Source organism: Hydrogenophaga sp. ANAO-22 (assembly GCF_042466645.1).
Taxonomy (GTDB): Bacteria; Pseudomonadota; Gammaproteobacteria; order Burkholderiales; family Burkholderiaceae_C; genus Hydrogenophaga.
In genome coordinates this window covers 1291778-1313916 of sequence record NZ_CP159956.1, presented here as the reverse complement: position 1 = coordinate 1313916, position 22139 = coordinate 1291778, and the positions used below count along the sequence as shown (strand labels likewise).

At 58.3% G+C, this 22139-nt stretch carries 17 protein-coding genes; 7 read left to right on the top strand and 10 right to left on the bottom strand.

Annotated features, from left to right (window positions below; translation table 11 throughout):
• Positions 1–314 precede the first annotated feature (314 nt).
• Positions 315–2789 carry a heavy metal translocating P-type ATPase gene (locus ABSY19_RS06140; RefSeq protein WP_382160173.1) on the top strand — a complete coding sequence of 825 codons (2475 nt, stop codon included), beginning with the start codon at positions 315–317 and terminating at the stop codon, positions 2787–2789.
• Positions 2790–2892: 103 nt separating this feature from the next.
• Here ABSY19_RS06140 and ABSY19_RS06135 read toward each other — a convergent pair whose 3' ends face one another.
• Positions 2893–3237: a CzcE family metal-binding protein gene (locus tag ABSY19_RS06135; RefSeq protein ID WP_382160171.1), complete on the bottom strand. Its 345-nt coding sequence runs from the start codon at positions 3235–3237 to the stop codon at positions 2893–2895.
• 214 nt (positions 3238–3451) lie between these two features.
• Here ABSY19_RS06135 and ABSY19_RS06130 point away from each other — a divergent pair, with 214 nt between their 5' ends.
• From ABSY19_RS06130 to ABSY19_RS06120, 3 genes are all read left to right on the top strand, one after another.
• Positions 3452–3802: a transposase gene (locus tag ABSY19_RS06130; protein ID WP_382155579.1), complete on the top strand. Its 351-nt coding sequence runs from the start codon at positions 3452–3454 to the stop codon at positions 3800–3802.
• Positions 3799–4131, top strand: coding sequence for an IS66 family insertion sequence element accessory protein TnpB (gene tnpB, locus ABSY19_RS06125; protein WP_382155582.1), 333 nt, complete (start codon positions 3799–3801; stop codon positions 4129–4131). The genes ABSY19_RS06130 and tnpB overlap by 4 nt, the downstream gene beginning before the upstream one ends.
• An 81-nt stretch (positions 4132–4212) precedes the next feature.
• Positions 4213–5727, top strand: coding sequence for an IS66 family transposase (locus ABSY19_RS06120; protein WP_382163701.1), 1515 nt, complete (start codon positions 4213–4215; stop codon positions 5725–5727).
• Positions 5728–5889: 162 nt separating this feature from the next.
• On the opposite strand, the gene ABSY19_RS06115 is transcribed toward ABSY19_RS06120, so the two are convergent.
• The 3 genes from ABSY19_RS06115 to ABSY19_RS06105 form a co-directional block, all read right to left on the bottom strand.
• Complete coding sequence (locus ABSY19_RS06115) at positions 5890–7224, bottom strand: heavy metal sensor histidine kinase (RefSeq protein WP_382160168.1); 1335 nt, start codon at positions 7222–7224, stop codon at positions 5890–5892.
• On the bottom strand, positions 7221–7907 hold the full coding sequence (locus ABSY19_RS06110) for a heavy metal response regulator transcription factor (RefSeq protein ID WP_382160165.1): 687 nt from the start codon (positions 7905–7907) through the stop codon (positions 7221–7223). The genes ABSY19_RS06115 and ABSY19_RS06110 overlap by 4 nt, the downstream gene beginning before the upstream one ends.
• A gap of 461 nt (positions 7908–8368) precedes the next feature.
• Positions 8369–9358: a porin gene (locus tag ABSY19_RS06105; protein ID WP_382160162.1), complete on the bottom strand. Its 990-nt coding sequence runs from the start codon at positions 9356–9358 to the stop codon at positions 8369–8371.
• Between the two features lie 420 nt (positions 9359–9778).
• Here ABSY19_RS06105 and ABSY19_RS06100 point away from each other — a divergent pair, with 420 nt between their 5' ends.
• Both ABSY19_RS06100 and ABSY19_RS06095 read left to right on the top strand, forming a co-directional pair.
• Positions 9779–11326 (top strand): hypothetical protein, encoded by a 1548-nt coding sequence (locus tag ABSY19_RS06100; protein ID WP_382160159.1) that lies wholly within the window; start codon positions 9779–9781, stop codon positions 11324–11326.
• A gap of 127 nt (positions 11327–11453) precedes the next feature.
• Positions 11454–11744 (top strand): CopK family periplasmic copper-binding protein, encoded by a 291-nt coding sequence (locus tag ABSY19_RS06095; protein WP_382160156.1) that lies wholly within the window; start codon positions 11454–11456, stop codon positions 11742–11744.
• Positions 11745–11755: 11 nt separating this feature from the next.
• Here the strand turns inward: ABSY19_RS06095 and ABSY19_RS06090 are convergent, their stop codons facing one another.
• The 6 genes from ABSY19_RS06090 to ABSY19_RS06065 all read right to left on the bottom strand — a co-directional run bounded on the left by ABSY19_RS06090 (position 11756) and on the right by ABSY19_RS06065 (position 20033).
• Positions 11756–13108 (bottom strand): heavy metal sensor histidine kinase, encoded by a 1353-nt coding sequence (locus tag ABSY19_RS06090; protein ID WP_382160153.1) that lies wholly within the window; start codon positions 13106–13108, stop codon positions 11756–11758.
• Between the two features lie 33 nt (positions 13109–13141).
• The gene (locus ABSY19_RS06085) at positions 13142–13822 is read right to left on the bottom strand and encodes a heavy metal response regulator transcription factor (protein WP_382160150.1); all 681 of its coding nucleotides are present in this window, start codon (positions 13820–13822) and stop codon (positions 13142–13144) included.
• 254 nt (positions 13823–14076) lie between these two features.
• Positions 14077–14892, bottom strand: a complete 816-nt coding sequence (gene istB, locus ABSY19_RS06080; protein ID WP_382160147.1) for an IS21-like element helper ATPase IstB — start codon at positions 14890–14892, stop codon at positions 14077–14079.
• Complete coding sequence (gene istA / locus ABSY19_RS06075) at positions 14885–16408, bottom strand: IS21 family transposase (protein ID WP_382160144.1); 1524 nt, start codon at positions 16406–16408, stop codon at positions 14885–14887. Before istA ends, istB begins: the two co-directional genes overlap by 8 nt.
• A 109-nt stretch (positions 16409–16517) precedes the next feature.
• Positions 16518–17432, bottom strand: a complete 915-nt coding sequence (locus tag ABSY19_RS06070; protein WP_382160141.1) for a porin — start codon at positions 17430–17432, stop codon at positions 16518–16520.
• 561 nt (positions 17433–17993) lie between these two features.
• On the bottom strand, positions 17994–20033 hold the full coding sequence (locus tag ABSY19_RS06065; protein WP_382160138.1) for an LTA synthase family protein: 2040 nt from the start codon (positions 20031–20033) through the stop codon (positions 17994–17996).
• Positions 20034–20590: 557 nt separating this feature from the next.
• On the opposite strand from ABSY19_RS06065, the gene ABSY19_RS06060 reads away from it, so the two are divergent.
• Positions 20591–22138 carry a tetratricopeptide repeat protein gene (locus ABSY19_RS06060; RefSeq protein WP_382160135.1) on the top strand — a complete coding sequence of 516 codons (1548 nt, stop codon included), beginning with the start codon at positions 20591–20593 and terminating at the stop codon, positions 22136–22138.
• Position 22139 lies beyond the last annotated feature (1 nt).

Genomic DNA, 22139 nt, shown 5'->3' with positions numbered 1-22139 from the left:
TTGAGTTGGACCGTGTTCCGATGCGACCTACATCGCAAGGACTCGGTGGAACGACAACCCAAGTCGGGCTGACGCAAATGATTAGACCGACGCAATGTGACAAAACGAGGACGAAAACACCTCTGGCGAGCTCTGCACCATGGATAAAAATTATCTAACGTGAATGTGACTTGAACATGACTTTTGCGATATGTTTTCGGTGCGCGTGTCAGCCGTTCAAGAATCAAGCGTTCACGAGCTTCTTCGCACACCTTCTGCGAGCAAAGTTCAGCTCTTTTCTCTTCAACTCAGTCGTATAGAGCGACCATCACGTCATGTCTGAAAAGCTTCGCCTCGACCTCCCTGTTCTTCTGCCGAGCATTCCTGGCGAAGCAGATGCCTGCGTTGAGCGGCTGCAACAGTTGCTTCGCAATCGGCCAGGCGTTGACGAAGTGCATGTGCGGCCTGGCGCAGCAGAAAAGCCACCGCAGCTATGCATTCACTATGACCCCGACCAGCTGTCGTTAACGCGTATTCGTGAAGTTGCGAAAGCAGCAGGCGCAGAAATCTCTAGCCGCTTCGGCCACCTGCAGTGGCAACTTGACGGGGTTAACCATCAAAGGAAGGCCGGGTCCGTGGCCGACCGTCTGCAGAAGATTGAGGGGGTTCTTGAAGCTAACACCAATGCTTCAGGGCTCCTGCACATCGAGTTCGACCGCGAGAAGACTTCGGAAGAAGCAATACGTGCCGAACTCTCAAGCCTTGGAACGAATCCGCGCGAGGCGGAGGAAGACCATAGCGCGCATAGCCACGACCACGGTGACCACAAACATGCTTCCGGCGGCCACGAAGGGCACCAGCATGGTGGCGTGTTCGGCGCGAACAGCGAAATGATCTTCGCGCTGATCTGCGGAGCGCTGCTCGGTGCGGGAGCCGCCACGGAGAAGCTAATCACGGGCGTGCCATCCTGGCTTCCACTTGCTTGTTACGTCGCTGCGTACTTCTTTGGCGGCTTCTATACGTTGCGAGAAGCCATCGATAACCTTCGACGTAAGCGATTCGAGATTGACACCCTGATGTTGGTCGCAGCTGCCGGCGCAGCTGCTCTCGGGTCATGGGCAGAGGGCGCGCTTCTTCTGTTTCTGTTCAGCCTGGGCCACGCACTTGAAAGCTATGCCATGGGTCGGGCAAAGCGCGCCATTGAGGCACTGGCAGAACTAGCGCCAGACACGGCCACCGTTCGCCGCGATGGGCAGACATCTGAGATTGCGGTGGAAGAACTCGTGGTCGGTGACGTCGTTTTGGTGAGGCCAAATGAGCGCCTTCCCGCCGATGGATTTATTCTGGTTGGCACAACAAGCATCAACCAGGCGCCTGTCACTGGCGAGAGCATGCCTGTCGACAAGCGGCCGGTCGATGATGCGGCCCTCGCTCGCTCGAGACCCGATGCCATCGAAGCAGCCTCTCGCGTTTTCTCGGGCACCATCAACGGGGCACATGCCATCGAAATTGAGGTGACGCGACGCTCCACCGATTCGACCCTGGCCCGAGTGGTCAAGATGGTCAGCGAAGCAGAGACGCGCAAGTCTCCAACGCAGCGATTCACGGACCAGTTCGAACGCATTTTTGTGCCCGCTGTTCTGTTGCTGGCGTTCCTACTCTTGTTTGCTTGGGTAGTCGTGGACGAGCCGTTCCGCGATAGCTTTTATCGCGCCATGGCGGTTCTTGTGGCTGCCAGCCCGTGTGCCTTGGCCATTGCGACGCCCAGCGCGGTTCTTTCAGGTATTGCTCGCGCAGCACGAGGCGGCGTTCTGATAAAGGGTGGCGCTCCTCTTGAAGAGCTCGGCTCCCTCAACGCAATGGCATTTGACAAGACCGGCACACTGACAGAAGGCCGACCGCGAATCACCGATGTGGTGACAGCGGAAGGTGTCACCGATACGGAACTGCTCGCTGTAGCGGTTGCAGTCGAGTCCTTGAGCGACCACCCGCTTGCTGCTGCGATAGCGAAGGATGGTCGTGAACGCTTGGGGCAGCAACCCATCCCAAACGCAAGCAATCTCGAGAACTTGATTGGACGCGGGGTGACTGCCACTGTGGGCGGGGAGACAGTCTGGATTGGCAAGGCAGAACTCTTTGGAAGCGATGGCATTGCCCCCCTGGGTGCTTCGGCCGCGTCAGCAATTGAAAGTCTGCGTGAAGCAGGCCGCACATCTATGGTTGTGCGCAAGGGTGAGCGAGATCTCGGCGCCATCGGACTTCTTGATACCCCACGCGAAGGCGCACGTGATGCACTGAAGCAGCTTCGAGAGCTCGGCATCACCCGCATGATTATGATTTCCGGGGACCACAAGAAGGTGGCAGAAGCAGTTGCCAGTGAGGTAGGTCTCGATGAGGCCTGGGGTGACTTAATGCCCGAGGACAAGGTCGAAGCGATTCGCAAGCTTCGCGAGGAAACGAAGGTGGCAATGGTGGGTGATGGCGTCAATGACGCGCCCGCTATGGCCAACGCGACGGTCGGCATCGCCATGGGTGCTGCAGGCTCAGATGTGGCGCTGGAGACAGCTGACGTGGCGCTAATGGCCGACGACTTGAGAAACCTTCCTTTCGCCGTAGGCTTAAGCCGTCACACGCGCTCGGTGATTCGTCAGAACGTCTTCGTGAGTCTTGGGATCGTGGCGGTTTTGGTCCCCGCGACCATCATGGGTCTTGGCATTGGAGCAGCCGTTGCCGTTCATGAGGGTTCGACGCTCTTGGTCGTCTTCAACGCACTGCGCCTTCTGGCATACAAGGGCGGCGACAAAAAGTAAAACGGGCCACACACCATACGGGTGTAGCCCGTGTACTCCAAGCGCCTGTCGTGGCAATCCCCGTCCCGGCAGCGCGGAGTCGCCTACTACGAGCGATGAAGGCTCAGCTGCGATACAGCGGATTACGACTCACGAAGACTCGGAACTGCTTGTCGGAGAAGCCGGCCGGGGCAATCTTGGCAAGGTCCCAGGAACGACCACCAACACCATTGAACGTCCAGGTGAACTGGTTGCCTCCATTGCCGCGAAAGACGACTGTCTCACCATAGGAGACGTTCGCGTAGCTGGACGCACTCAGGTCGATGACACGTGCCGATGCCGTGGAAGGAGCGGGTTGGCCAATCAGCGCCTGCTCTTTGCTGGAAATGTCTGCAGCGGAAGCGCTGGCCAGGGTGGCTGCAATGGAGACCGCGAAGGCAGCTTGTCGGAAGGTATGGATTTTGGACATGTAGGACCTCATAAGTGATTTAGAAAGCCTCTCGTGTGAGGCAGCAGCTGCCGTTTCGGCACTGAGAAACACTGTATGAGTTGGTCCTCAACAACATGAAGTCATCAAAATGACAAATTTGTCATATTCGAAGTAAGCGCGCGGCCATCCCACCCTTGAAGGGATCGGTCTAAGCGGCAACGATGGTGTCCACCAAGCGAAATAGGTGGACACCATGAATGAAGCCAAGAAGAAGACTCGCCGGCGGTACGACGCCGAGCTCAAGCAGCAGATCCTTGCCGAGTGCGCCAAGCCAGGCGCTTCGGTGGCCAGCATTGCCCTGTCGCACGGCATCAACGCCAATGTCGTGCACAAGTGGCGCCGCGAAGCGGGTGGCGCGCTGCCTGCACTCCAGGCTCCCGCATTCGTTCCAGTGCCGCTGCCGCCAGCGGCATGTTCACCAAGGCCTGCACTTGCACCAGACATCCGCGTCGAGCTGCGCCGTGGCGCCACCAGCGTCTCGGTGACCTGGCCCTTGGATGCGGCCGATCAGTGCGCCGTGTGGATGCGAGAGCTGATCAAGTGATCCGGGTTGATGCGCTGTGGCTTGCCACCGAGCCGCTGGACATGCGAGCAGGCACCGAGACGGCGCTGGCCCGCGTGGTGTCGGTCTTCGGCGCAGCGCGCCCGCACCACGCCTACCTGTTCGCCAATCGGCGCGCCAACCGCATGAAGGTGCTGGTGCACGACGGCATCGGTGTGTGGCTGGCAGCGCGTCGCCTGAACAGCGGCAAGTTCGTCTGGCCGCGTGATGCGGCCAGCACCGCCTCGCTTAGCCGCGCCCAGTTCGATGCGCTGGTGCTGGGCCTGCCCTGGCAGCGCCTGGCTGACGGCGGTGTCATCACCGTGGTCTGACTCTGAAGCGCTGACCGGCGCTTGCCAATTGGGGCATGCGCCAATGGTGCGCACATTCCAGTGCTGGCACAGTGGATGCCCATGGTGGTCGAGCCTCAATCCCTGCAGAGCCTGAGCGCAGAAGAGCTGCGTGAGCTGACCACGCGCCTCATGACGCAGCTGCGCCACCAGAGCGCGTTGCTGGACAAACTCACGCACGAGAACGCGCTCTTGAAGCGCATGAAATTCGCCGCCCAGTCCGAACGCTTCAACCCCGAGCAGAAGAGCCTGCTCGAAGACGAGATCGAGGCCGATCTGGCGGCCGTGGCCACGGAGATCGATGCGCTGCAGGAAGCGCAGGCACCCGCCAAGGTTGAAGAGAAGAAGGTTCCCAAGCGCGCGCCGCTGCCAGCCAACCTGCCGCGGCGCGAGATCCGCCACGAGCCCGACTCGACCACCTGTGCCTGCGGTTGCCAGATGAAGCGCGTGGGCGAGGACGTGGCCGAGAAGCTGGACTATGTGCCTGGCGTCTTCAGCGTCGAGCGCCACATCCGTGGCAAGTGGGCTTGTGCGAAGTGCGAGACGCTCACCCAAGTCCCCGTCGATCCGCACATCATCGACAAGGGCATCCCCACCACCGGGCTGCTGGCGCAGGTGCTGGTGGCCAAGTACGCGGATCACCTTCCGCTGTACCGCCAGGAAGCGATCTTTGGTCGAGCTGGTCTCGCGATCCCGCGTTCCACGCTCGCTCAGTGGGTGGGCGCCTGTGGCGTGCAGTTGCAGCCACTGGTGGATGCCATGAGAAACGAGCTGCTGCAGCACCGCGTGCTGCATGCCGATGAGACGCCGGTGTCCATGCTCAAGCCGGGCAACGGAAAGACGCACCGGGCCTACCTCTGGGCCTATGCCACGGGTGCCTTCGAGAACACCAAGGTGGTCGTCTACGACTTCTGCGAATCACGCTCGGGCGAACACGCCCGGCGCTTCCTGGGTGACTGGAGAGGCAGCCTCACCTGTGACGACTTCAGCGGCTACAAGGCCTTGATCGCCAGTGGGGTGACCGAGGTCGGCTGCCTGGCGCACGCGCGGCGCAAGTTCTTCGATCTGCACGCGGCCAATCAAAGCCAGATCGCCGAGTTCGCGCTGCAGCAGTTCGCGCGGGTCTACGAGATCGAGCGCGAGGTCAAGGCGCTCAGTGCCGAGCAGCGCCAAGCCATCCGGCAACTACAAACGAAGCCGCTGCTCGATGCCTTGCACCAGTGGATGCTGCTGCAACGTCAGAAGGTGCCTGAGGGAACAGCTAGCGCCAAGGCGCTGGACTACAGTTTGCGGCGCTGGGAGGCACTGACCCGGTTCGCGGATGACGGGCAACTGCCCGTGGACAACAACTGGATCGAGAACCAGATCCGGCCCATTGCCATTGGCCGTAACAACTGGCTCTTCGCTGGCAGCCTGCGCGCTGGCCAGCGGGCGGCAGCCGTCATGAGCCTGATCCAGTCAGCGCGAATGAATGGCCACGACCCGTATGCCTACCTGCGCGATGTGATGGCACGCCTGCCTATGCAGCGCGCCAGCCAGATCGGCGAGCTGCTGCCACATCGCTGGCAGCCAGCCTGACAAAGCAATCTCAAAAACACGACCGCGCCATGCGGTCAAGATGGGATGGCCGCGCGCTTACTATTCGAAAGCTATGCTGAAGCGTGAGTGCGCGGCCGACTGCCTGCCCAGCAAAGGCGCTCGTTAAATTGCCCGCACTGATGTGGCAGAGGGGTTGTCGACCTACTTATTGAACCGCTTCAGACGGATGCCCACGCTGGTCATTCCGTTGCTCGATGTAGCCATGGTCGTGCCGCCATGCATACGCGCAATGGCCGCAACAATTGAGAGACCGAGGCCGTGATTCTTGCTAGCTCCGCTGCGTGATGCGTCGGCTCGAAAGAACCGGTCAAACATCCTAGAGAGGGTATGGGTGTCAACCGGGGCTCCGCGATTTTCGACAAGAACCATCACCTGCTCGAAAGCATCGGGTTCAATGCTCACCACTATGCTCGTGCCCTTTGTGGCGTAGCGAGTGGCATTGCTAACCAGGTTGGAGAACGCGCGCTGCAACAGCTGCAGGTCGAACTCGCCATCAACGTCGCCCTTCACCTCGAGGGTTAGTCCAGCATCATCGAGGGTAGCTTCGTGGTACTCGGCAACGCGCCGTACGACTGCCGCGAGGCTTGGAGTTGATGTGCGACGCGCAGCCGCCCCCCTGTCTGCTTGTGAGAGAAACAGCATGTCGTGCACTATTCCAGCGATGCGCTGCAGATCCTCCAGATTCGAACCGAGCAACTCACGCATCTCGTCCAGACTCTTGGATGAGTTCATCGCCAGTTCAGCACCGCTCATCAACGTCGTCAGCGGTGTCAACAACTCGTGGGCGACGTCAGCGTTGAAGCCCTCCATTTGTTCGTAAGACTGGTCGAGACGGGCCAACAAATCGTTGAATTGCGCAATCAACGGAGCGAGCTCGTCGGGCTGTCGTGAACCATCCAGTCGGATGTGCAGCGTCCCTGCTGTAAGCACTTTCACCTGTGCCGAGAGCTCGCGCAAAGGCCGCAATCCAAGCCACACCAGGAGAAATCCGCCGGAGGAAATCAACAGTACTCCTCCCACTGCCGCCCCAAAGAGAATCCAGGCGATGCGTCGCAACACCAGCGAATCGCCACCTACATCCAGCGACAACTCCGTGCGAAGCATTTGCTGACCAGGCCTCGGGGAGTCGAGGTTGAACTGAATCGTTCGTCGGGCATGCCCCGACGGTGGCAGCAGTTTCTGGTGAAAAATTGCTCCATCTGTCTGTGCTACAGAAAGCCCAAGTTGGGGATGGCCAACCATGAAGTCGTCGAGCTCATGCTTGAGCTTGACTTCATTGCCGTTGCGCGCGGCCTCGGAGGCAAGATATGTCAGCAGCGCCCGCTTCTGGTCCAACTCCTCAAGCTGCCGCGCCTTAAACGCGTAGTGTGTGGCTCCGTACACCGTTGCACACACGATTAGCAGCCCACCCAAGCTTTGCCACGCAAGCCAGGCCGACAGCCGTCGTCCTAGCGAATTTGCGCTATTCCGATTCATTCTTGTCGGGGTTCCAGGATGTAGCCAACGCCGCGAACCGTGTGAATCAACGGGCTGTCAAACGGCACATCCACTTTGGTGCGCAAGCGTCGGACTGCAGCGTCCACCACATTTGTGTTGCTGTGGAAGTTCATGTCCCACACTTGCGAGGCAATTTCGGTTCTCGAAAGTACTTGGCCCTGTCGTCGCAGGAGCAAGGAAAGAAGGCTGAACTCTTGAGATGTCAGGAGAATCCTTTGCCCTCGGCGAGACACCTTGCGACCGACCAGGTCAACCTCTAGGTCAGCCACACTAAGCACCGTGGGCTGCTCAGCTCCCGCTCCAGTCTGTTCTCGTCTCAGCAATGCCTGAACCCGGGCAACGAGTTCAGAAAACGCAAACGGCTTGACCATGTAGTCATCTGCACCTGTGTTCAGGCCGCGCACTCGGTCTTCTACCTTTATTCTCGCAGTCAGCATCAAGACCCTCGTGCGCTTGGTCTGACGCAACGCGGCCAACAAGCCAAGCCCGTCGATGCCGGGAAGCATGCCGTCTAGCACGATAAGGTCGTAGTCGGACTCCATTGCGAGATGCAAGCCATCGATGCCATTGTGAGCAAGGTCCACCACGAAACCAGCTTCCTGGAGGCCTTTCCGAAGGTACTCCGCTAGTTTCACTTCATCCTCAATCACCAACAACTTCATGTGCCTCGAGTCCAAAAAACGGTGGTCGTGGGTAGCGTGCTCCGCGATTGCTTGGTAGAGGCCTGCTGGTGCGGCTCCTTAACACCGCTCTTCAAGAGGCACCTCCACCTGAAGTGGCCAAGAGCGAGCGCTGTTGGAGAGAAGGTCGATTCGCGCATCGATGTCATGTCTTCGCGCCAGACGCGAGAGGCAAAACCACCTGGCTCTTGCGGGCCGACGCCTTCAGATGAGACATGAGGAAGTGTACCGAAGCGGGCGTCACGTGACACCTGTGCTGGCAAACGCCCAATGGACTTCACGTCACTGTTCAACATGGCGATGCTATTCTTTTGTGGAATCCCACACGCGGCTTTTGGCTGTGGGCCAAAAGACAAAGGGCCTCGCATCCCTTGACGGAACCCGAGGCCTCTTTCTGCGTAAGCTAACTCTCGGGCAGCGAGGCTGCCGAGAGCAAGAGTAGCTTAGAAGTTGTGGCGAATACCCACGGCAACGGAGCTGAAATCGACACCAGCAGTGCCGGTCATATAGGTCGCGTTGGTGCTGTTGTTCACGCGGGTGTAGTAACCATAGACCTTCGTGCGCTTGCTCAGGTTGTAGTTGTAGCCAAGTGTGTATTGCGTGGCGTCGCTGTCGGCGATGTTTTCGTATTCGCCCGCACGGCCCACGTTCACGTGAAACTCCGATGCGCCGACGCTGTAGGCCGCGGCCAAGCGCAGATTGTTGCGCGTTCCAGCTCCGGTAGCCAGCAGCTGGTTTGCGTCCTTGTTGCGCTGATAGTAGCCACCAACGGTAAATTGACCGAAGGAGTACAAAGCACGCAAGGAGAACTGCTTGTTGCTGTCAATGGCGCTGTAGCCTGCGCCAAGGTCCAGTGCGCCCATGGCGTAGTTGGCAGCAAAGTCATAGCCGTTCTTGCCGCCGGTACCGGGTGCTTGCTCATGCAGCACAACAGAACCTTCCGCAGTGAAGCCACCGATGTTGGGGGTGCGGTAGGCAATCTTGTTGCCAGTGCCAGGACCGCCGAACCACACCGGGTCGTAGTACAGGGCGTCAGACGAGGACCCCGTGTCGTGGTTGTGCATGCTGACATAGTCGGCAGACGCGTAGTACGAGGCCGGGAAGAAGTTGCCCAGGCGAACGGTACCGAATCCGCCCGAAAGGTTTACTTCGCTGTGGCGACCGAAAAGCGCACCACTGCCGACGCCGGTGTCCGACTGGAAACCGCTTTCCAGCTGGAAGCCAGCGGTCAGACCACCGCCGAGATCCTCAACACCCTTGAAGCCAAAGCGGGAGTTGTTGTTGGCCATAACCGTGGTCTTCACGCCACCCATATCTTGGCGTTCCACCGTGGTATTCACACGGCCGTACAGCGTCACGCTGCTTTGGGCAAAGGCGGCAGTGGACCCGAGGAGGGCGAGCACGGCCAGTGCCAAACGATTCGTCTTGTTCATGAGATTTCCTTTACGCTGATAGCTCTGTTCAGAGACTAGTTTGAGGGGACGAATCGCACCTCGCATGTTGGCCAAAATGTCTTTGAAGACAAACAACCAGAAATGATGGCTGTCTGACCAAGCACATGACGACGGTGCGTACCCGTGACTATGCTCACGTCTACGCATGAACGCTCCCCCTGCGGCTGGTTTCGGAAATTTCGCTAGTGATTTGCCTGAAAACATGCAAAATCCGTTGCTCTCGTCGCACGCACCAACCCAGCCCATCCTTCGGGCGTTGTGTTTTTCCGTCACTACGTACGGGAAGTCAAATTCGTGAAAATAACAATTTGGTGACGACATCGTCATCAGAGCGAAAGCTCGTGGAAACCAGCATCTCGATAGATTCCTCGACAGGTTTCAATCGAAGTTCTGGAAAACATGCGGCGTCAAGACGTTCAACTGCTGGCCCTTGCGAGACAAGGCGACTTGGATGCGTTATGCGAGGTTGGGCAACGCTACTTGCAGGGTGTGCAGGGCTTTCCACAGTACACCGACCTAGGCCTCAAATACCTATCCCACCCAGCGCTTTCCGCTTCAGAGCGCTCCGCCAGAATCATTGCGGAAAGCCTTTCGTTGAGCGACCTCGTCCGACGCGACCTCGTCCCAATGCTGGTTGCCGCAGCAAGTGCAGGTTCGTCAGCTGCTTGCCTCAAGCTCGGGGTATGGCGTGGTTTGATGCAACTGAACGAAGAGCTTGCTCTTGAGCTGTGGGAGCGAGCTGAAGCCTTGGGGAGTGCGACAGCCTCAGACGCTCTAAGTGCTTACAAGAGCTCCGAGGAAAGCCGTCTCTTGTCGGCCTTGAAAACTCTTGTCGAGGAGCCCGACGTCGCGGCCGAAGGCACTGTTGAACACGCGCTCTCCGAGGCCACACAATCTGCAAACTCTGCACTCGTCATTCGACTGCTCAAGTTCGCAATTGCGCTGCCTTTGGAGCGAGGCTCAGAGCTGTGCGATGCCGTTTGCGGCGCCCTTGTCTTCCTGCAAAGCGTTCAGGTGTCTCTTCCCGAACTTGACAGTACGACGCTACATGCCATTCTGGAGGACTGTGTCGCCCGAAGGAACGCCGAGGCAGCGTTGCTTTTGGGTCGCGCATTTTGCGGCATAGACACCGCATTTGCGCGCTCCGAGAGTCTTGTGCCAAGGCGAAATCTTCGAGGGGGTACCGCGCTACTACTTCGTGCGGCGGACGCAGGTCTGAGTGAGGCCTGGCTGCTCCTTTACCGAGTTCACTCCGACGGCCACGGCTCCGTGGCAAATCCTCAGGCAGCGCTCTTCTTTCTCGAGAAAGCTGCAGCCAGTGGCAACGCCAATGCGCAACGGCAGCTCGGCGCCATGATTCTCAAATCAGCTGCAGGAATCGCAGAGCAGGAACTTGGGCTTCACTGGATGTCTCAAGCTGCAGCCCAAGATGACGCCATTGCGAAAAGCCTGCTGCAGTCGTTCGTTCTTCCCGTGCAAGGAACCGACGACGACGCTCTACATGTCATTGAGGAACTGGAAAAAATCGACCCTTGGGTCGCACATCGTTTGCGCGTCTCGAGGCATTTTGGATTGACCAAAGCAGAAGCGACGTGCGTAGACGTTGTGTCCGGCGTAAGGTCTTGGGGACTGGTTGTATCAAGCGGAGCTGCAGACCGCAACCAGAGAAACAGGTTTGGCCGGGCCATACCGGCGCTAAAGGGTCAATTTGTCGACTGCTTACGAGAGTCTGCCGAGTTCTTCCGACTCGCAGGTGAGGGCCCCATGCTGTCCAACGCCGAGCAGCGACAGCGGTCGCAGAAGCTTCGATACCGACTTGACCGCAGCGGGGTGGATGAATCCATGTTTTTCGCACAAGTCCCTACATCGACTCTCACTTCACTGCGACAGGGATCAAGCTGGGCGCAAGGGGTACGACACACCTTGCGAACCGCTGTTGCCGACTGAACGCGCTGTCCTGACAAAAAAGTAATGCTCAGGCAGCGCTTTCGTCACGGCCATCTAGTTAGCTTAGACGGGTACGCAGGTACTCCGAAGCAATCGTGCTGTTCGGACAATCAAAGAAGGAACACGTATGAAAACGAAACTTGCCCTCGCGGCTCTTGCTCTTGCTCTTGCCTCTACCTCCGTCTTCGCCGGACACGCCGCCGTCGAAGCTGCCAAGGAAATCATCCCACTCAAGGACGGAGGCAATCTCTATATCTTTCCTGACGGAAAGATGGGCAAGGAGAGCCGGGTAGGTACCTCCGTGTATTTGAAGAAGGGCGAAGTTCTGGAGGCCGCAAATGGTCGCTCAATCCCTGTCACGAGCAACGAAGTGGCCCGCATGGACTATCTTCTGAGCAAAGACCACAGCAACAACTGAATCGAGTTCACCTAGTGCGACGGGGACACCACCTTCTCAAACTCGAGGACAAAGGTGTTGGCCCCTGCTAGGGAGCTCAGCTTGACTTGACCGTGGTGGGCTCTCATGATGGCTTTGGTGATGGCAAGGCCTAGGCCAAGACCTCCCGCATCTTTTACGCTCGGCGAAGAGAGTCGTACAAAGCGGTCAAACAGCGATGCTTGAGAGGCAACGGGAATCTCCTCTCCTCTGTTGGTAATCGCCAGACTGACTTTGCCTTCAGCTGTGTTGATGCTGATTTCGATGGTGGATGCGGGTTGCGCATACTTCACAGCATTTGACAGAAGATTGCTGATTGCTCGACGAATCATCAGACGGTCACCATGGACCCGAGCGGAGCCCCTGACTGCAAAGTTCAGCGCCTTTTCGCTTGCCGTAACGTCATAGAAATCAACCAACGATTGAGACTCTACATCGAGCTTGACGAGTTGAACCGATGGCAGAGCGTGCATGTTCTCCGTTCGCGCCAGGAAGAGCATGTCAGAGATGGTTCGCGCTTGGTCTTGCAGTTCTTCCGATATCGTCTCAATCGTGCTCCGATACTCGTCACTGGTTCGTGATTGAGCCAATGTGACTTGGGCGACGGTCAGAAGGTTGCTGACTGGCGTTCGCATCTCATGCGCCAGATTTGCCGAGAACGCGCTCAAGCGGTCAAAGTCGCTTTGGAGGCGATCCAACAAGCCATTCAGTGAGTTAGCAAGTTCGCGCATCTCCTTTGGCCAGCTCTGTGCCGAGATGCGCTCCGATAGCCTATTGGCGTTTATTTGCTCGGCTCTTGCTCTCATCGTGGTAAGCGGCTGTAGGCCGCCTCGGCTCGCTAGCCAGCCTAGCATCGCGCCTACTATTACCGCGAAGCACACATACCCCAAAGTCTTCATGGACAACACGTCAAGAAAGTCTGTGTGCTGGCGCGTGTCCACTGCGGCAATCACAGTGAGCTTCTTTGATACGTCCCCGCCCAGACTGACCTCAAAGCGCTTGGCATGAAAGCTGTGAGCTGTTCTTCGCCAGTCTTTGGCCTCCCCGGCACCGGAGAACTCTTCTGCAAGGCCTGCTGGCAATTGCAAATCTCGATGTTCAAATAGGTCGCCAGTGTCGCTGAGAACCTTGACGTAGAGCCCAGCATGCCCGGGCATGCTTGTCGCAAGCCACCCCCTCAGCTCATCCTCCGACCGGCTGTTTCGCGCCGCTTCTGCGACGAGCTGAACTTTGCCCTGCAACAGCAGCTCGTCCAGCTCATGGAACCGGCTGCTTGTTTCTCGAAAGACCAGCCACGAGAATCCTGCCAGGACTACCGTCAGCACGCAGGCGAAGAGAATCGTCAATCGGGCAGTTAACGACATAGCTCTCAAACACCCTCAGGGCTCTGGTTCGTCGAGCACGTAGCCCATGCCACGCACTGTTCTAAGCAGCTTGGCATCGAACGCGTCATCGATCTTTGACCGCAGTCGCCCGACCGCGACGACAATGACATTGCTCTCACTGTCGAAGTTGATGTCCCACATCAGCGAAGCTATCAAGGTGCGTGGGAGAACCTCCCCTCGGCGCCGCATGAAGAGCTCGAGTAGTCCGAATTCCTTCGCGGTCAGGTCAAGGCGGCGACCCGCCCTGCTAGCCCTTCGTCGCACGAGGTCTAGCTGTAAATCGGCCACCTGGAGCGTTGTGGGCTCCTGCGACTGGGTACCTCTGCGCAGCACCGTCTTTATGCGCGCGAGAAGCTCGGAGAACGAAAAAGGCTTGATAAGGTAGTCATCTGCTCCCAATTCAAGGCCTTTGACGCGGTCTTCAATACTGTCTCTAGCCGTGAGGTACAGAACCGGCAGATGAGGCTTCTTTCTCCTCAATGAGCGAAGCACCGACCATCCGTCAATTCCAGGCAAATTCACATCCAGCAGCACCAGATCGTAGTCACCCTCCGTAGCTTCGTGCAAACCGTCAACACCATCCCGCATCAACTCGGTGTAGTACCCCGCTTCTCTCAGACCTTGCTTGAGGTACTCGCCCGTTTGGGCTTCGTCTTCCACGATAAGAATTTTCATACGGCGACCGTCTCTAAGGGTCAGCAGTTTGGCACGTGAAGTTCTTCGATCTGGAATGTGACGAACATGTAATTCGGCTGACAGAGGACTGTTGCACTCCGGGGCTAAATGGCATCCTTTCGACAAGGAGTCCAGCCCGGACCCGTAGGGTGTTGCGCTTTAGACGATAAAGCCCCTGTAGGTGTTGATTCATCAGCACAACTGAGCCAGTGATCACGTCGAATATTGAGCCACTGGTTTGATGGACTTTCTGGCTATTCGGTTGTGGATAAGTCTATAGGGTCTGCTGTTTTTCGATCTCCTTTCTGAGTTTTGGTGCGTTGCTTGGGTGGTGCCGCGCCAGCGGCACTGGAGTGCTTGAATCGCCAGCTCTCATTGCCCGTCTCCACGATGTGGCAGTGGTGCGTGAGACGGTCGAGCAAAGCGGTGGTCATCTTGGCGTCGCCAAAGACGCTGCTCCATTCCGAGAAGGTGAGGTTGGTGGTGATCACCACGCTTGTTCGCTCGTACAGCTTGGAGAGCAGGTGGAACAGCATGGCACCACCCGACTGCGTGAACGGCAAGTAGCCCAGTTCATCCAGGATCACCAGATCGACGTACATCAGACGGTGCGCCAGTTGACCGGTCTTGTTCTGCGCCTTCTCCAACTCCAGGGCATTGACCAGCTCCACGGTGGAGAAGAAGCGCACCCGCTTGCCATGCATGCGGATGGCCTCGATCCCTAGGCTCGTGGCCAGATGCGTCTTTCCTGTGCCGGGGCCACCGACCAGCACCACGTTGTGCGCCGACTCCAGGAAACGAAGTGTGTGCAGTTGCCGCACTAGCGCTTCATCGAGTTGCGCGTGGGCAAAGTCAAAGCCGGCAAGATCGCGGTGGGAGGGGAATCGCGCCACGCGCATCTGGTAGGCCATGGAGCGCACCTCGCGCTGCGCGGTCTCGGCCTTGATGAGCTGGTGCAACACAGCTTCATGATCGAGCGACTTCATGCGGGCGGTGCCCAGCACCTCAGGCCAGGCACTGGCCATGCCGTGCAGGCCCAACGCCTTGAGGGCATCAATGACGTCATGCATGGCCGGACTCCGATGTTGCCTCGGGGTGGGCGTGGCGTAGTGCGTCGTAGCGCTGCAGGTTGGCCAGTGGCGGGGTGTTGAGCGTGAGCAGGGTGGCCACCGGCGACTCAGGGGTGCGCTGCTCCTTCAGGCGTGAGAGCACGTTGAGCACGTGCTCGGCACTCACCCGGCCGGACTGTAGCGCCAGCTCCACGGCCACCAGCACGGCCTCCAGCCCGTGCAGGCTCACCCCCATGAGCACCTGCGCCATCACCCTGTCGCCCCCGTTGTGGCGCAGCAGCTGGCGCTGCAGCTCCTGCAGCGGCTCGGGCATGGTCTTGAAGGGCGCGCCGTTGCGCAGCGCGCCTGGCTTGCGTTCGATGAGCGCGATGTAGTGCATCCAGTCGTAGAGCGTTTGATCGCGCTCGAAACTGCGCGCCAGGTGCACCTGGCGCCCGTCAGGCCCGACTATCAGCAGGCTATCCGGGTAGGCCCTCAGGCTGACCACCGCGTGAATCCATTCACACGGCACGCTGTAGCGGTTGCGCTGGAAGTGGATCAGCGACGTGGCTGATACCCGCACCGGCTGCTCCACATAGCCATCAAAGGCACGCGGGTTGGGCATGAGGCGAGCACGTTCGTCCTGCCAGACGTCGGCCAGCGTGAGCTGCGCCCATTCGGGGTGGGTCATCTCACTCCAGGCCTTCACACACGCCTGTTCCAGCCAGTTGTTGAGCTCGCTCAGCGTCCCCCAACGCCGCTCACTGGCTTCGCGCCAGATGTCCTTGCGTCGATCCTGCACGTTCTTCTCCACAACCCCCTTCTCCCAGCCGGCGGCGCGGTTGCAGAACTCCGGCTCGAACAGGTAGTGCCCGGTCATGGCCTCGAAACGCGCATTGACGCTGCGCTGCTTGCCCTGGCCGACCTTGTCCACAGCGGTCTTCATGTTGTCGTAAATGCCCCGCCGGGGCACGCCACCGAAGAGAGCAAAGGCGCGGGCATGCGCATCGAACAGCATCTCGTGCGCTTGGCTGTAGTACGCCACCAGGCAGAAGGCGCGGCTGGCAGCCAGCTTGGTGTGTGCCACCTCCAGGCGCCGGCGCAGCCCGCCAATGAAGAGGTACTCGCAGCTCCAGTCGAACTGGAACGCCTCTCCCAGCTCGAAACTCAGCGGCACAAACCCCGCGCCGCGTGCCGCGTTGCCTTGCTCTTGCTGCCAGCGCTTGGCAAAGGTGTACACCGGCCCTCGGCTGCCGCCATACCCCTGCGCGCGCAGCGCTTCAAACATCGCCTTGATCCCGCGCCGCTCGCGTTTGCTGCGGTGGCTATCGGCCTTGAGCCACTGGCTCAACTGCTCCCTGTAAGGGTCCAGAATGCTCGCCCCCGCCACCCGCTGCGGGTACCGGGGCTCGGCCATCTGACCCTCTTTGAGCCACTTGGTGGCTGTGTTGCGCGAGATGCCCAGCCGCCGGCTGGCCTCGCGCACTGACACGTCCTGCCTCAGCACGAGGCGGCGCAACTTGCTCAATGTGCTCACGTTGATCACTCCTGCTCCCCCGTGCTGAAAAATTCAGCAGGATAGAGCCGCAACGTGGCTCAAATTTCAACGTGAATGCGTCCCAAATTGGCCCAGTTTTGGAAATGAATCAACAGTAGAGTGCCGTACGCTTCGACAGGTCGTGCACATAGCCGATTGCCAGACGACTGCTGTCGTCGCCGTCTGCATAGCCAGAGCCCACTGGACCACCCGAGCGATTGGCGCGTGTGTAGCCAACGCGGATGGTGCCGGTGGCAACAGGAACGCTGGCGCCGATGGAGATGTCCTGCGTCTTGCGGCCACCCCAGGTCTTCACGTCATACAGCGTGTGCAACGTTGCAAAACCAAACATGTAGTTGAACTTGACGTTGTAGTGTTTGAAGTCAGAAGGCGTTCCGACATCGGTGACACCGTATGCCACACCAACGTCCATCGCCGAGTTCTTGTATCCGAGCCCACCGCCCGTATAGCGGTTGCCCGCAATTCCTTCGCTTGGTGCGACTTGAATCTGGCCATACACGCCACCCATAGCGGGCAGCAGGTAGCTAATTGCATTGTCCGCACGGAGAACCGTGCTGGCCACGCTGCCCAGGTTCGAGCCAGCTCCATAGAGGAAGATGCCGCGTGAGCCAATACCCACGATTCCAAATTCGTCGCCCAGGCCGTTCATGAAAGTGGGGGTGTAGTCGCGACCCAGTCGGACTTCACCGAATCCACCGCTCAGACTCACCGTCGAACGGCGGCCAAAGAACTTTGCGGGGTCCGCTGTACCCGTGTCCACGGCGAACTGTGATTCGAGGTGGAAGCTGGCTCTCAGACCGCCACCGAGGTCCTCCACGCCGCGCAGACCCCAGCGACTGGTCATGTTGTCGCCAGAAGCAAGTTGAGTTTGCGATCCGGCAGATCCGTTCTTCACCGAACGCACCGCAGCGTCGACAACGCCAAACAGCGTCACAGAAGATTGGGCGCTTGCGACAGTAGACATGGCTGCCAGCGCAGCGAGCGTCAGCATTTTCCTGTTCATATTGATTGCTCCTAGTTTAGGTTTGGTACGCACCTCCAACTGCTCTCGTCGCAGCCACTGGCTGCAAGAAAACTTGGTGCGATACGTAGGCTATGGGCACAAAAGGAATGAAGCATGTCGGCCCCGAGTTGCAGAAAAAATCGCAAGTGATTTCTCCTACAGGAGGCGCCATCTGTATGCTGGCGTCCACGGGCTCGCCGCACTCGCGCTCATCACAGCCAAGAAATCTATGCACGAGATTGCAGTGCTCTAGCCCTAACAAAAGTCAAGGCGGCACACGTTCTAGAGGCAGAGAGTTCTGTGGCGGACCGGAGCAATTAGCTGTGTGCAGCTCACGCTAAAGGCTCGCGCATGAAAGAGAAGCGCCTTAGGCATCGCGTCGGAGAACGGGCGCGAACCCCTGAGGAGAACAATGGCCGGTACGCCCGAGGCGCTTCAGGTTGTACTACTTATAGTCAATGCGGTCCATGAGTGACGCCCAGTGCGCCATATCGTGCTTTGCGAACAACGCCTGAAGCTCCCCGCAGAGTCAGCGTACCCGCGAGACATCTCCATCTCGGCTCAGCGATGCCATTGACGTTGATATGCCCATTGGGCGTATCGAGCATGCGCTTGTGCGGTCTCCACCAGTCCTGGGTCGCCTTCTGGCAAATCACTCAACACCCCTTTGGCGTAGCGCATGACCCTGGCCGGACGGTCTGGCTGCAAAACTGCCAGGCGGTCGCCCTCCATGTATGCCTGAATCTTGTCGAACTGCAGAATGGCTCGACCCACTCGCGCGCGTTGAGCTGGGTCACTCATATCCCGGCCCATCCAGGGACTCTCCCCGCTCAGACCCATCAACGATACCAGGGTAGGTGCAAGGTCTATCTGACTTGCGATGGACGCGATGCGTTCCGGCGAGCGAATCGCGCCTCCAAGAATGAGACCTGGGATGTGAAAGCGTTCGACTGGTATCACGGATGGTCCATACACTCTAGAGTTGTGGTCAGCCACCACGAGGAAAAGTGTGTTTTGCCAGTACTCAGAAGACTTGGCCTTCTCGAAGAAGCGTCCAAGTGCATGGTCCGCATACTTCACAGCGTTGTTGACCGTGCTTCTTGGTTCCTCATACAAGTCGAAGTTGCCGTCCGGAAACTCGAATGGCGAGTGATTTGAGGAGCTGAGCACCAGACCGAAGAATGGCTTGTCCTTAGGCTGCTGAGTAAATTGCCGGTGAGCGAGTTCGAAAAGGTCACCATCGGATGCGCCCCAAGTACCTATGAACGCGCTCTTCGGCATGTCCTTTTGCTCTACTACACGGTCAAAGCCGTTGCCCATGAAGTAGCTTCGCATATTGTCAAAATGCGACTCGCCACCGTAGAAGAACGTCGACGTGTAGCCATGCGGCTTCAAGAATCCGGCGAGGGTAAAGAAGTCACGTTGGGACTTTGCCAACTTCACGGTGCTTACCGCAGCCGTCGGTGGGAAGCCAGCCACCACTGCTTCAATCCCCCGCACTGAGCGAGTTCCTGTTGCGTAAAGGTTTTCAAACCAAATGCCCTCATCCGCTAGGCGGTCAAGGTTGGGAGTGAGGGGAAGACCTCCAAGCCTCCCCACGAACTCGCCACCGAGGCTCTCCTCCAGGATAAGCACAAGGTTTAGCGGCCGCTCTCGCGGCTGCAAGCTCGCTATCTGATGGCGCAACGGCACCGAAGGGTCTCGAAATGCAGTCGAGGGAAGGCCTGTTTCACGGCGAACGATTTCTATGACCTTTGACTCGGGAATCTCCGCGTACGTGATGCCACCTTCTTCAGCCTTTCTTGACTGATAAATCGCATAGCTGACTGTGTAGAGGGAGCTCAGTGGAAGCTCGTTGACCAGGTGGTCGGTCGTCACTGCAGCACTCGCCGGGTTGGCCGCTCGGTGGCCAAGGGCTCCCCGAGCGCTTACCGCCAACACTGCAAAGAGCAGGACCGAGAGCAACGGCGCTTGCCATAGGCGCAGCTGAGCGGAGGCACGTATGGGTTTGCTCATCCGCCAGTAAACCAATGCCAGAAGGGGGAGAAGGACTGCGGTGAAAAGCAGATGTGGCCAATAGTCCTTTAACAGCGTGCCACCCACTTCCTTTCCATAGGCGAGGTACTCGACAAAGAGGTAGTTGGGGCGGCTGTCGTACTGACCAATGAAGGCTGGTGTGGCCAGTTCCATGAAAGCCACCAGCAGCACCGCCACTCCGCCGTAGTAGCGCAGGAAGGCCGACCACCAAACACGGCTGCCGCGATACAGCGCCATCCAAGGTGTTGCAGTTGCGGGAAAAACCCAAACCATGCCAACAAGAACTAGGTCGAATCTAAGTCCCTCAAGCAGGAGGTGCCTCCACGCGTCAGCCTCCGAAATCCGACTCGCCTGCCAGAAAGACATGGCGAAACGGGATACCCACAGCAAGGCCAGCATGCATGCCATGGGAATGAGTAATGGTCGTAACACGACCATGAGGCGTTGCAAAGTTGAATGTGCTTCCAACTCGCGATGGCTCGTCAGAGCACTCCCAAGCCGGCGGCTAGAAGCGGCACTTGTCTTCAATTTTGATTGAAATTTCTTCGAATTCCAAAGCGGCATGCTGGTCTCATCGCATAGTCGGACTCTGCGACGCCTTCAAGCTCAACACCTTCCACCGTAGCCACGGAAGTACAAATGAGGTGGTTAAGAACAATGTCGTGTTCGCAGGGGGGAGGCGACGTAGAGCAAACGAGCACTCAGGCGAGTCATCTCGCGCAAGCCAATCCCGTTCTTCAACGGACGTGGTACCTCCTGGCGTCACCGCTCGAAGGTGCGCAACGTCGCAAGAGGAATCTATTGAGAGCCTAGTTTCTAGATGCTTGCGTCTTGGTTAAAATGAAGTCACCTTATCGTTAGAAATCTGCACTTGAATCGCGCAGTAGTCAGCGCCACGTGCGTCTCAACAGAGCTCTTTATGACGTAAAGGTATGAGCTCCAACGGAATAGCGATGCTCAGACCAACATGACGCGGGTCACGTAACAGCCTCCTGACTCATCCGTAATGAGCAAGCCACGGTTTGGAAACCACCTCACAGATAAATTTTCTCGTGCATGGTCACAGGTGTCCGCAATGGTGCGACATGAGAAAGGGAGACCATCTAACTCCACGGGAAAGAATGCGACGACAAGACGTACAGCTTCTGGCACTTGCGAAACAAGGCGATCGCAATGCTCTTTGCGAACTAGGGCAACGCTACTTGCTGGGCACTGATGGGTTCTCGAAGTACATTGACCTCGGACTCAAGTACCTTTCACATCCCTCTTTAGCGGACTCTGGGCTGTCGGCAAGAATCATCGCTGACGCGCTGCCGCTGAGCGAACTGGTCCGACGGGGTCTTGTCGTTGTGCTTACATCAGCAGCAAACGGTGGTGCAACTTCCGCGCGTCTCAAACTAGGCTTTTGGCGCGCGTTGACACATAGAGAGGTGGATTCCTTTTACCGTCTTTGGGCCCAAGCGAGCGCAGACGGATGCCAACATGCAGCAGCAGCAATGAACGCGCTATCGGGCGGCAAAGAAGACTCAATGAAGGTCGCCATGTCCACACTTGCCTCTCTCCCTGAGATAGACGCTAGTGGAACGATGGCTCAAGCACTGTCGTCGGCTGTAAGGAATGGCGACCTGGATGTTGCTGCTCGTGTCATGGAATACGCGGTTTCAATGGAAGTGGAACAAACCCCGGAACTCTGTGATGCTGTGTGCATTGCGCTGGTCGCAACCCAAAACCAGCGCATGACGTTGCCGCAGATGGATAGTGGTCGACTGCAGTCGATGCTGGAAGACTGCGTGAAGCGGGGAAACTCATCTGCCGCCTTGGTCTTGGGTCGCGCCCTTTGCGGCATTGATTCGGTGTTTGCGTGGTCTGCAAGTTTGACTCCAAAGCGAAACGTCCGGGGCGGAACAGCCCTTCTCTTTCGCGCTGCAGATGCGGGGATAAAGGAGGCATGGTTGCTCCTCTATCGCGTACACGCGTATGGCCAGGGGTCTGTTGCCAACCCACAAGCTGCCAGATTCTTCCTGGAGAAGGCTGCTTCAAGTGGGGACCCCTGCGCGCAACGTCAACTGGGAGCATCAATATTGAAATCGGCGCTGGACATCGAGGCGTTTGAGGCTGGCATGCATTGGATGACGCTGGCAGCGAGCCAAGGTGACGCGATTGCACGGAATCTCTTGGGCACGTTCGTGCTTCCAATTCGCGGAGAAAGGAAAAGAGCCTTCGAGGCGATAGACATAATCGCTCGTCTGGATCCTGGCGTAGCTCATCGTCTCCGCATTGCAAGAGACTTTGGACTGACTCGAACGGAGGCCATATGCGTTGACATTGCCTCAGGCTCGAGGCCATGGGGATTCGTCGTCTCTAAGGATGCTGCTGATGAGAGACTACGCTCTCGCTTCAGCCGCGCGATTCCGGCTCTTGAATCTAGGTTTTTAGACCATCTGCGCGAGGCTGCTGAGTTTTTTGGACACACGGGTGAAAGCGGCTCGGTCACGCGGGGAGAACGTCGACTGAGAGAGCACCGGCTCAAGTACGTCCTTGAACTCTGCGACTTAGACGAGTCACTTTTCTTCGCGCAGGTGCCTACCGCCACGATCGCAACACTTCGGCAGGGTGCGAGTTGGGCGCACAGCGTCAAAAAAACGCTACGCACTGCTTTGGCCAAATAGG

What these genes read in the sequence shown, in the direction of transcription:
- ABSY19_RS06095 (WP_382160156.1), top strand. Translation starts at nt 11,454, where the DNA reads ATGAAAACGAAACTTGCCCTCGCGGCTCTTGCTCTTGCTCTTGCCTCT.
- ABSY19_RS06115 (WP_382160168.1), bottom strand. Translation starts at nt 7,224, where the DNA reads ATGAATCGGAATAGCGCAAATTCGCTAGGACGACGGCTGTCGGCCTGG.
- istB (WP_382160147.1), bottom strand. Translation starts at nt 14,892, where the DNA reads ATGCATGACGTCATTGATGCCCTCAAGGCGTTGGGCCTGCACGGCATG.
- ABSY19_RS06105 (WP_382160162.1), bottom strand. Translation starts at nt 9,358, where the DNA reads ATGAACAAGACGAATCGTTTGGCACTGGCCGTGCTCGCCCTCCTCGGG.
- ABSY19_RS06100 (WP_382160159.1), top strand. Translation starts at nt 9,779, where the DNA reads ATGCGGCGTCAAGACGTTCAACTGCTGGCCCTTGCGAGACAAGGCGAC.
- ABSY19_RS06130 (WP_382155579.1), top strand. Translation starts at nt 3,452, where the DNA reads ATGAATGAAGCCAAGAAGAAGACTCGCCGGCGGTACGACGCCGAGCTC.
- ABSY19_RS06120 (WP_382163701.1), top strand. Translation starts at nt 4,213, where the DNA reads ATGGTGGTCGAGCCTCAATCCCTGCAGAGCCTGAGCGCAGAAGAGCTG.
- ABSY19_RS06060 (WP_382160135.1), top strand. Translation starts at nt 20,591, where the DNA reads ATGCGACGACAAGACGTACAGCTTCTGGCACTTGCGAAACAAGGCGAT.
- ABSY19_RS06110 (WP_382160165.1), bottom strand. Translation starts at nt 7,907, where the DNA reads ATGAAGTTGTTGGTGATTGAGGATGAAGTGAAACTAGCGGAGTACCTT.
- ABSY19_RS06070 (WP_382160141.1), bottom strand. Translation starts at nt 17,432, where the DNA reads ATGAACAGGAAAATGCTGACGCTCGCTGCGCTGGCAGCCATGTCTACT.
- ABSY19_RS06065 (WP_382160138.1), bottom strand. Translation starts at nt 20,033, where the DNA reads ATGCCGCTTTGGAATTCGAAGAAATTTCAATCAAAATTGAAGACAAGT.
- ABSY19_RS06135 (WP_382160171.1), bottom strand. Translation starts at nt 3,237, where the DNA reads ATGTCCAAAATCCATACCTTCCGACAAGCTGCCTTCGCGGTCTCCATT.
- ABSY19_RS06085 (WP_382160150.1), bottom strand. Translation starts at nt 13,822, where the DNA reads ATGAAAATTCTTATCGTGGAAGACGAAGCCCAAACGGGCGAGTACCTC.
- ABSY19_RS06140 (WP_382160173.1), top strand. Translation starts at nt 315, where the DNA reads ATGTCTGAAAAGCTTCGCCTCGACCTCCCTGTTCTTCTGCCGAGCATT.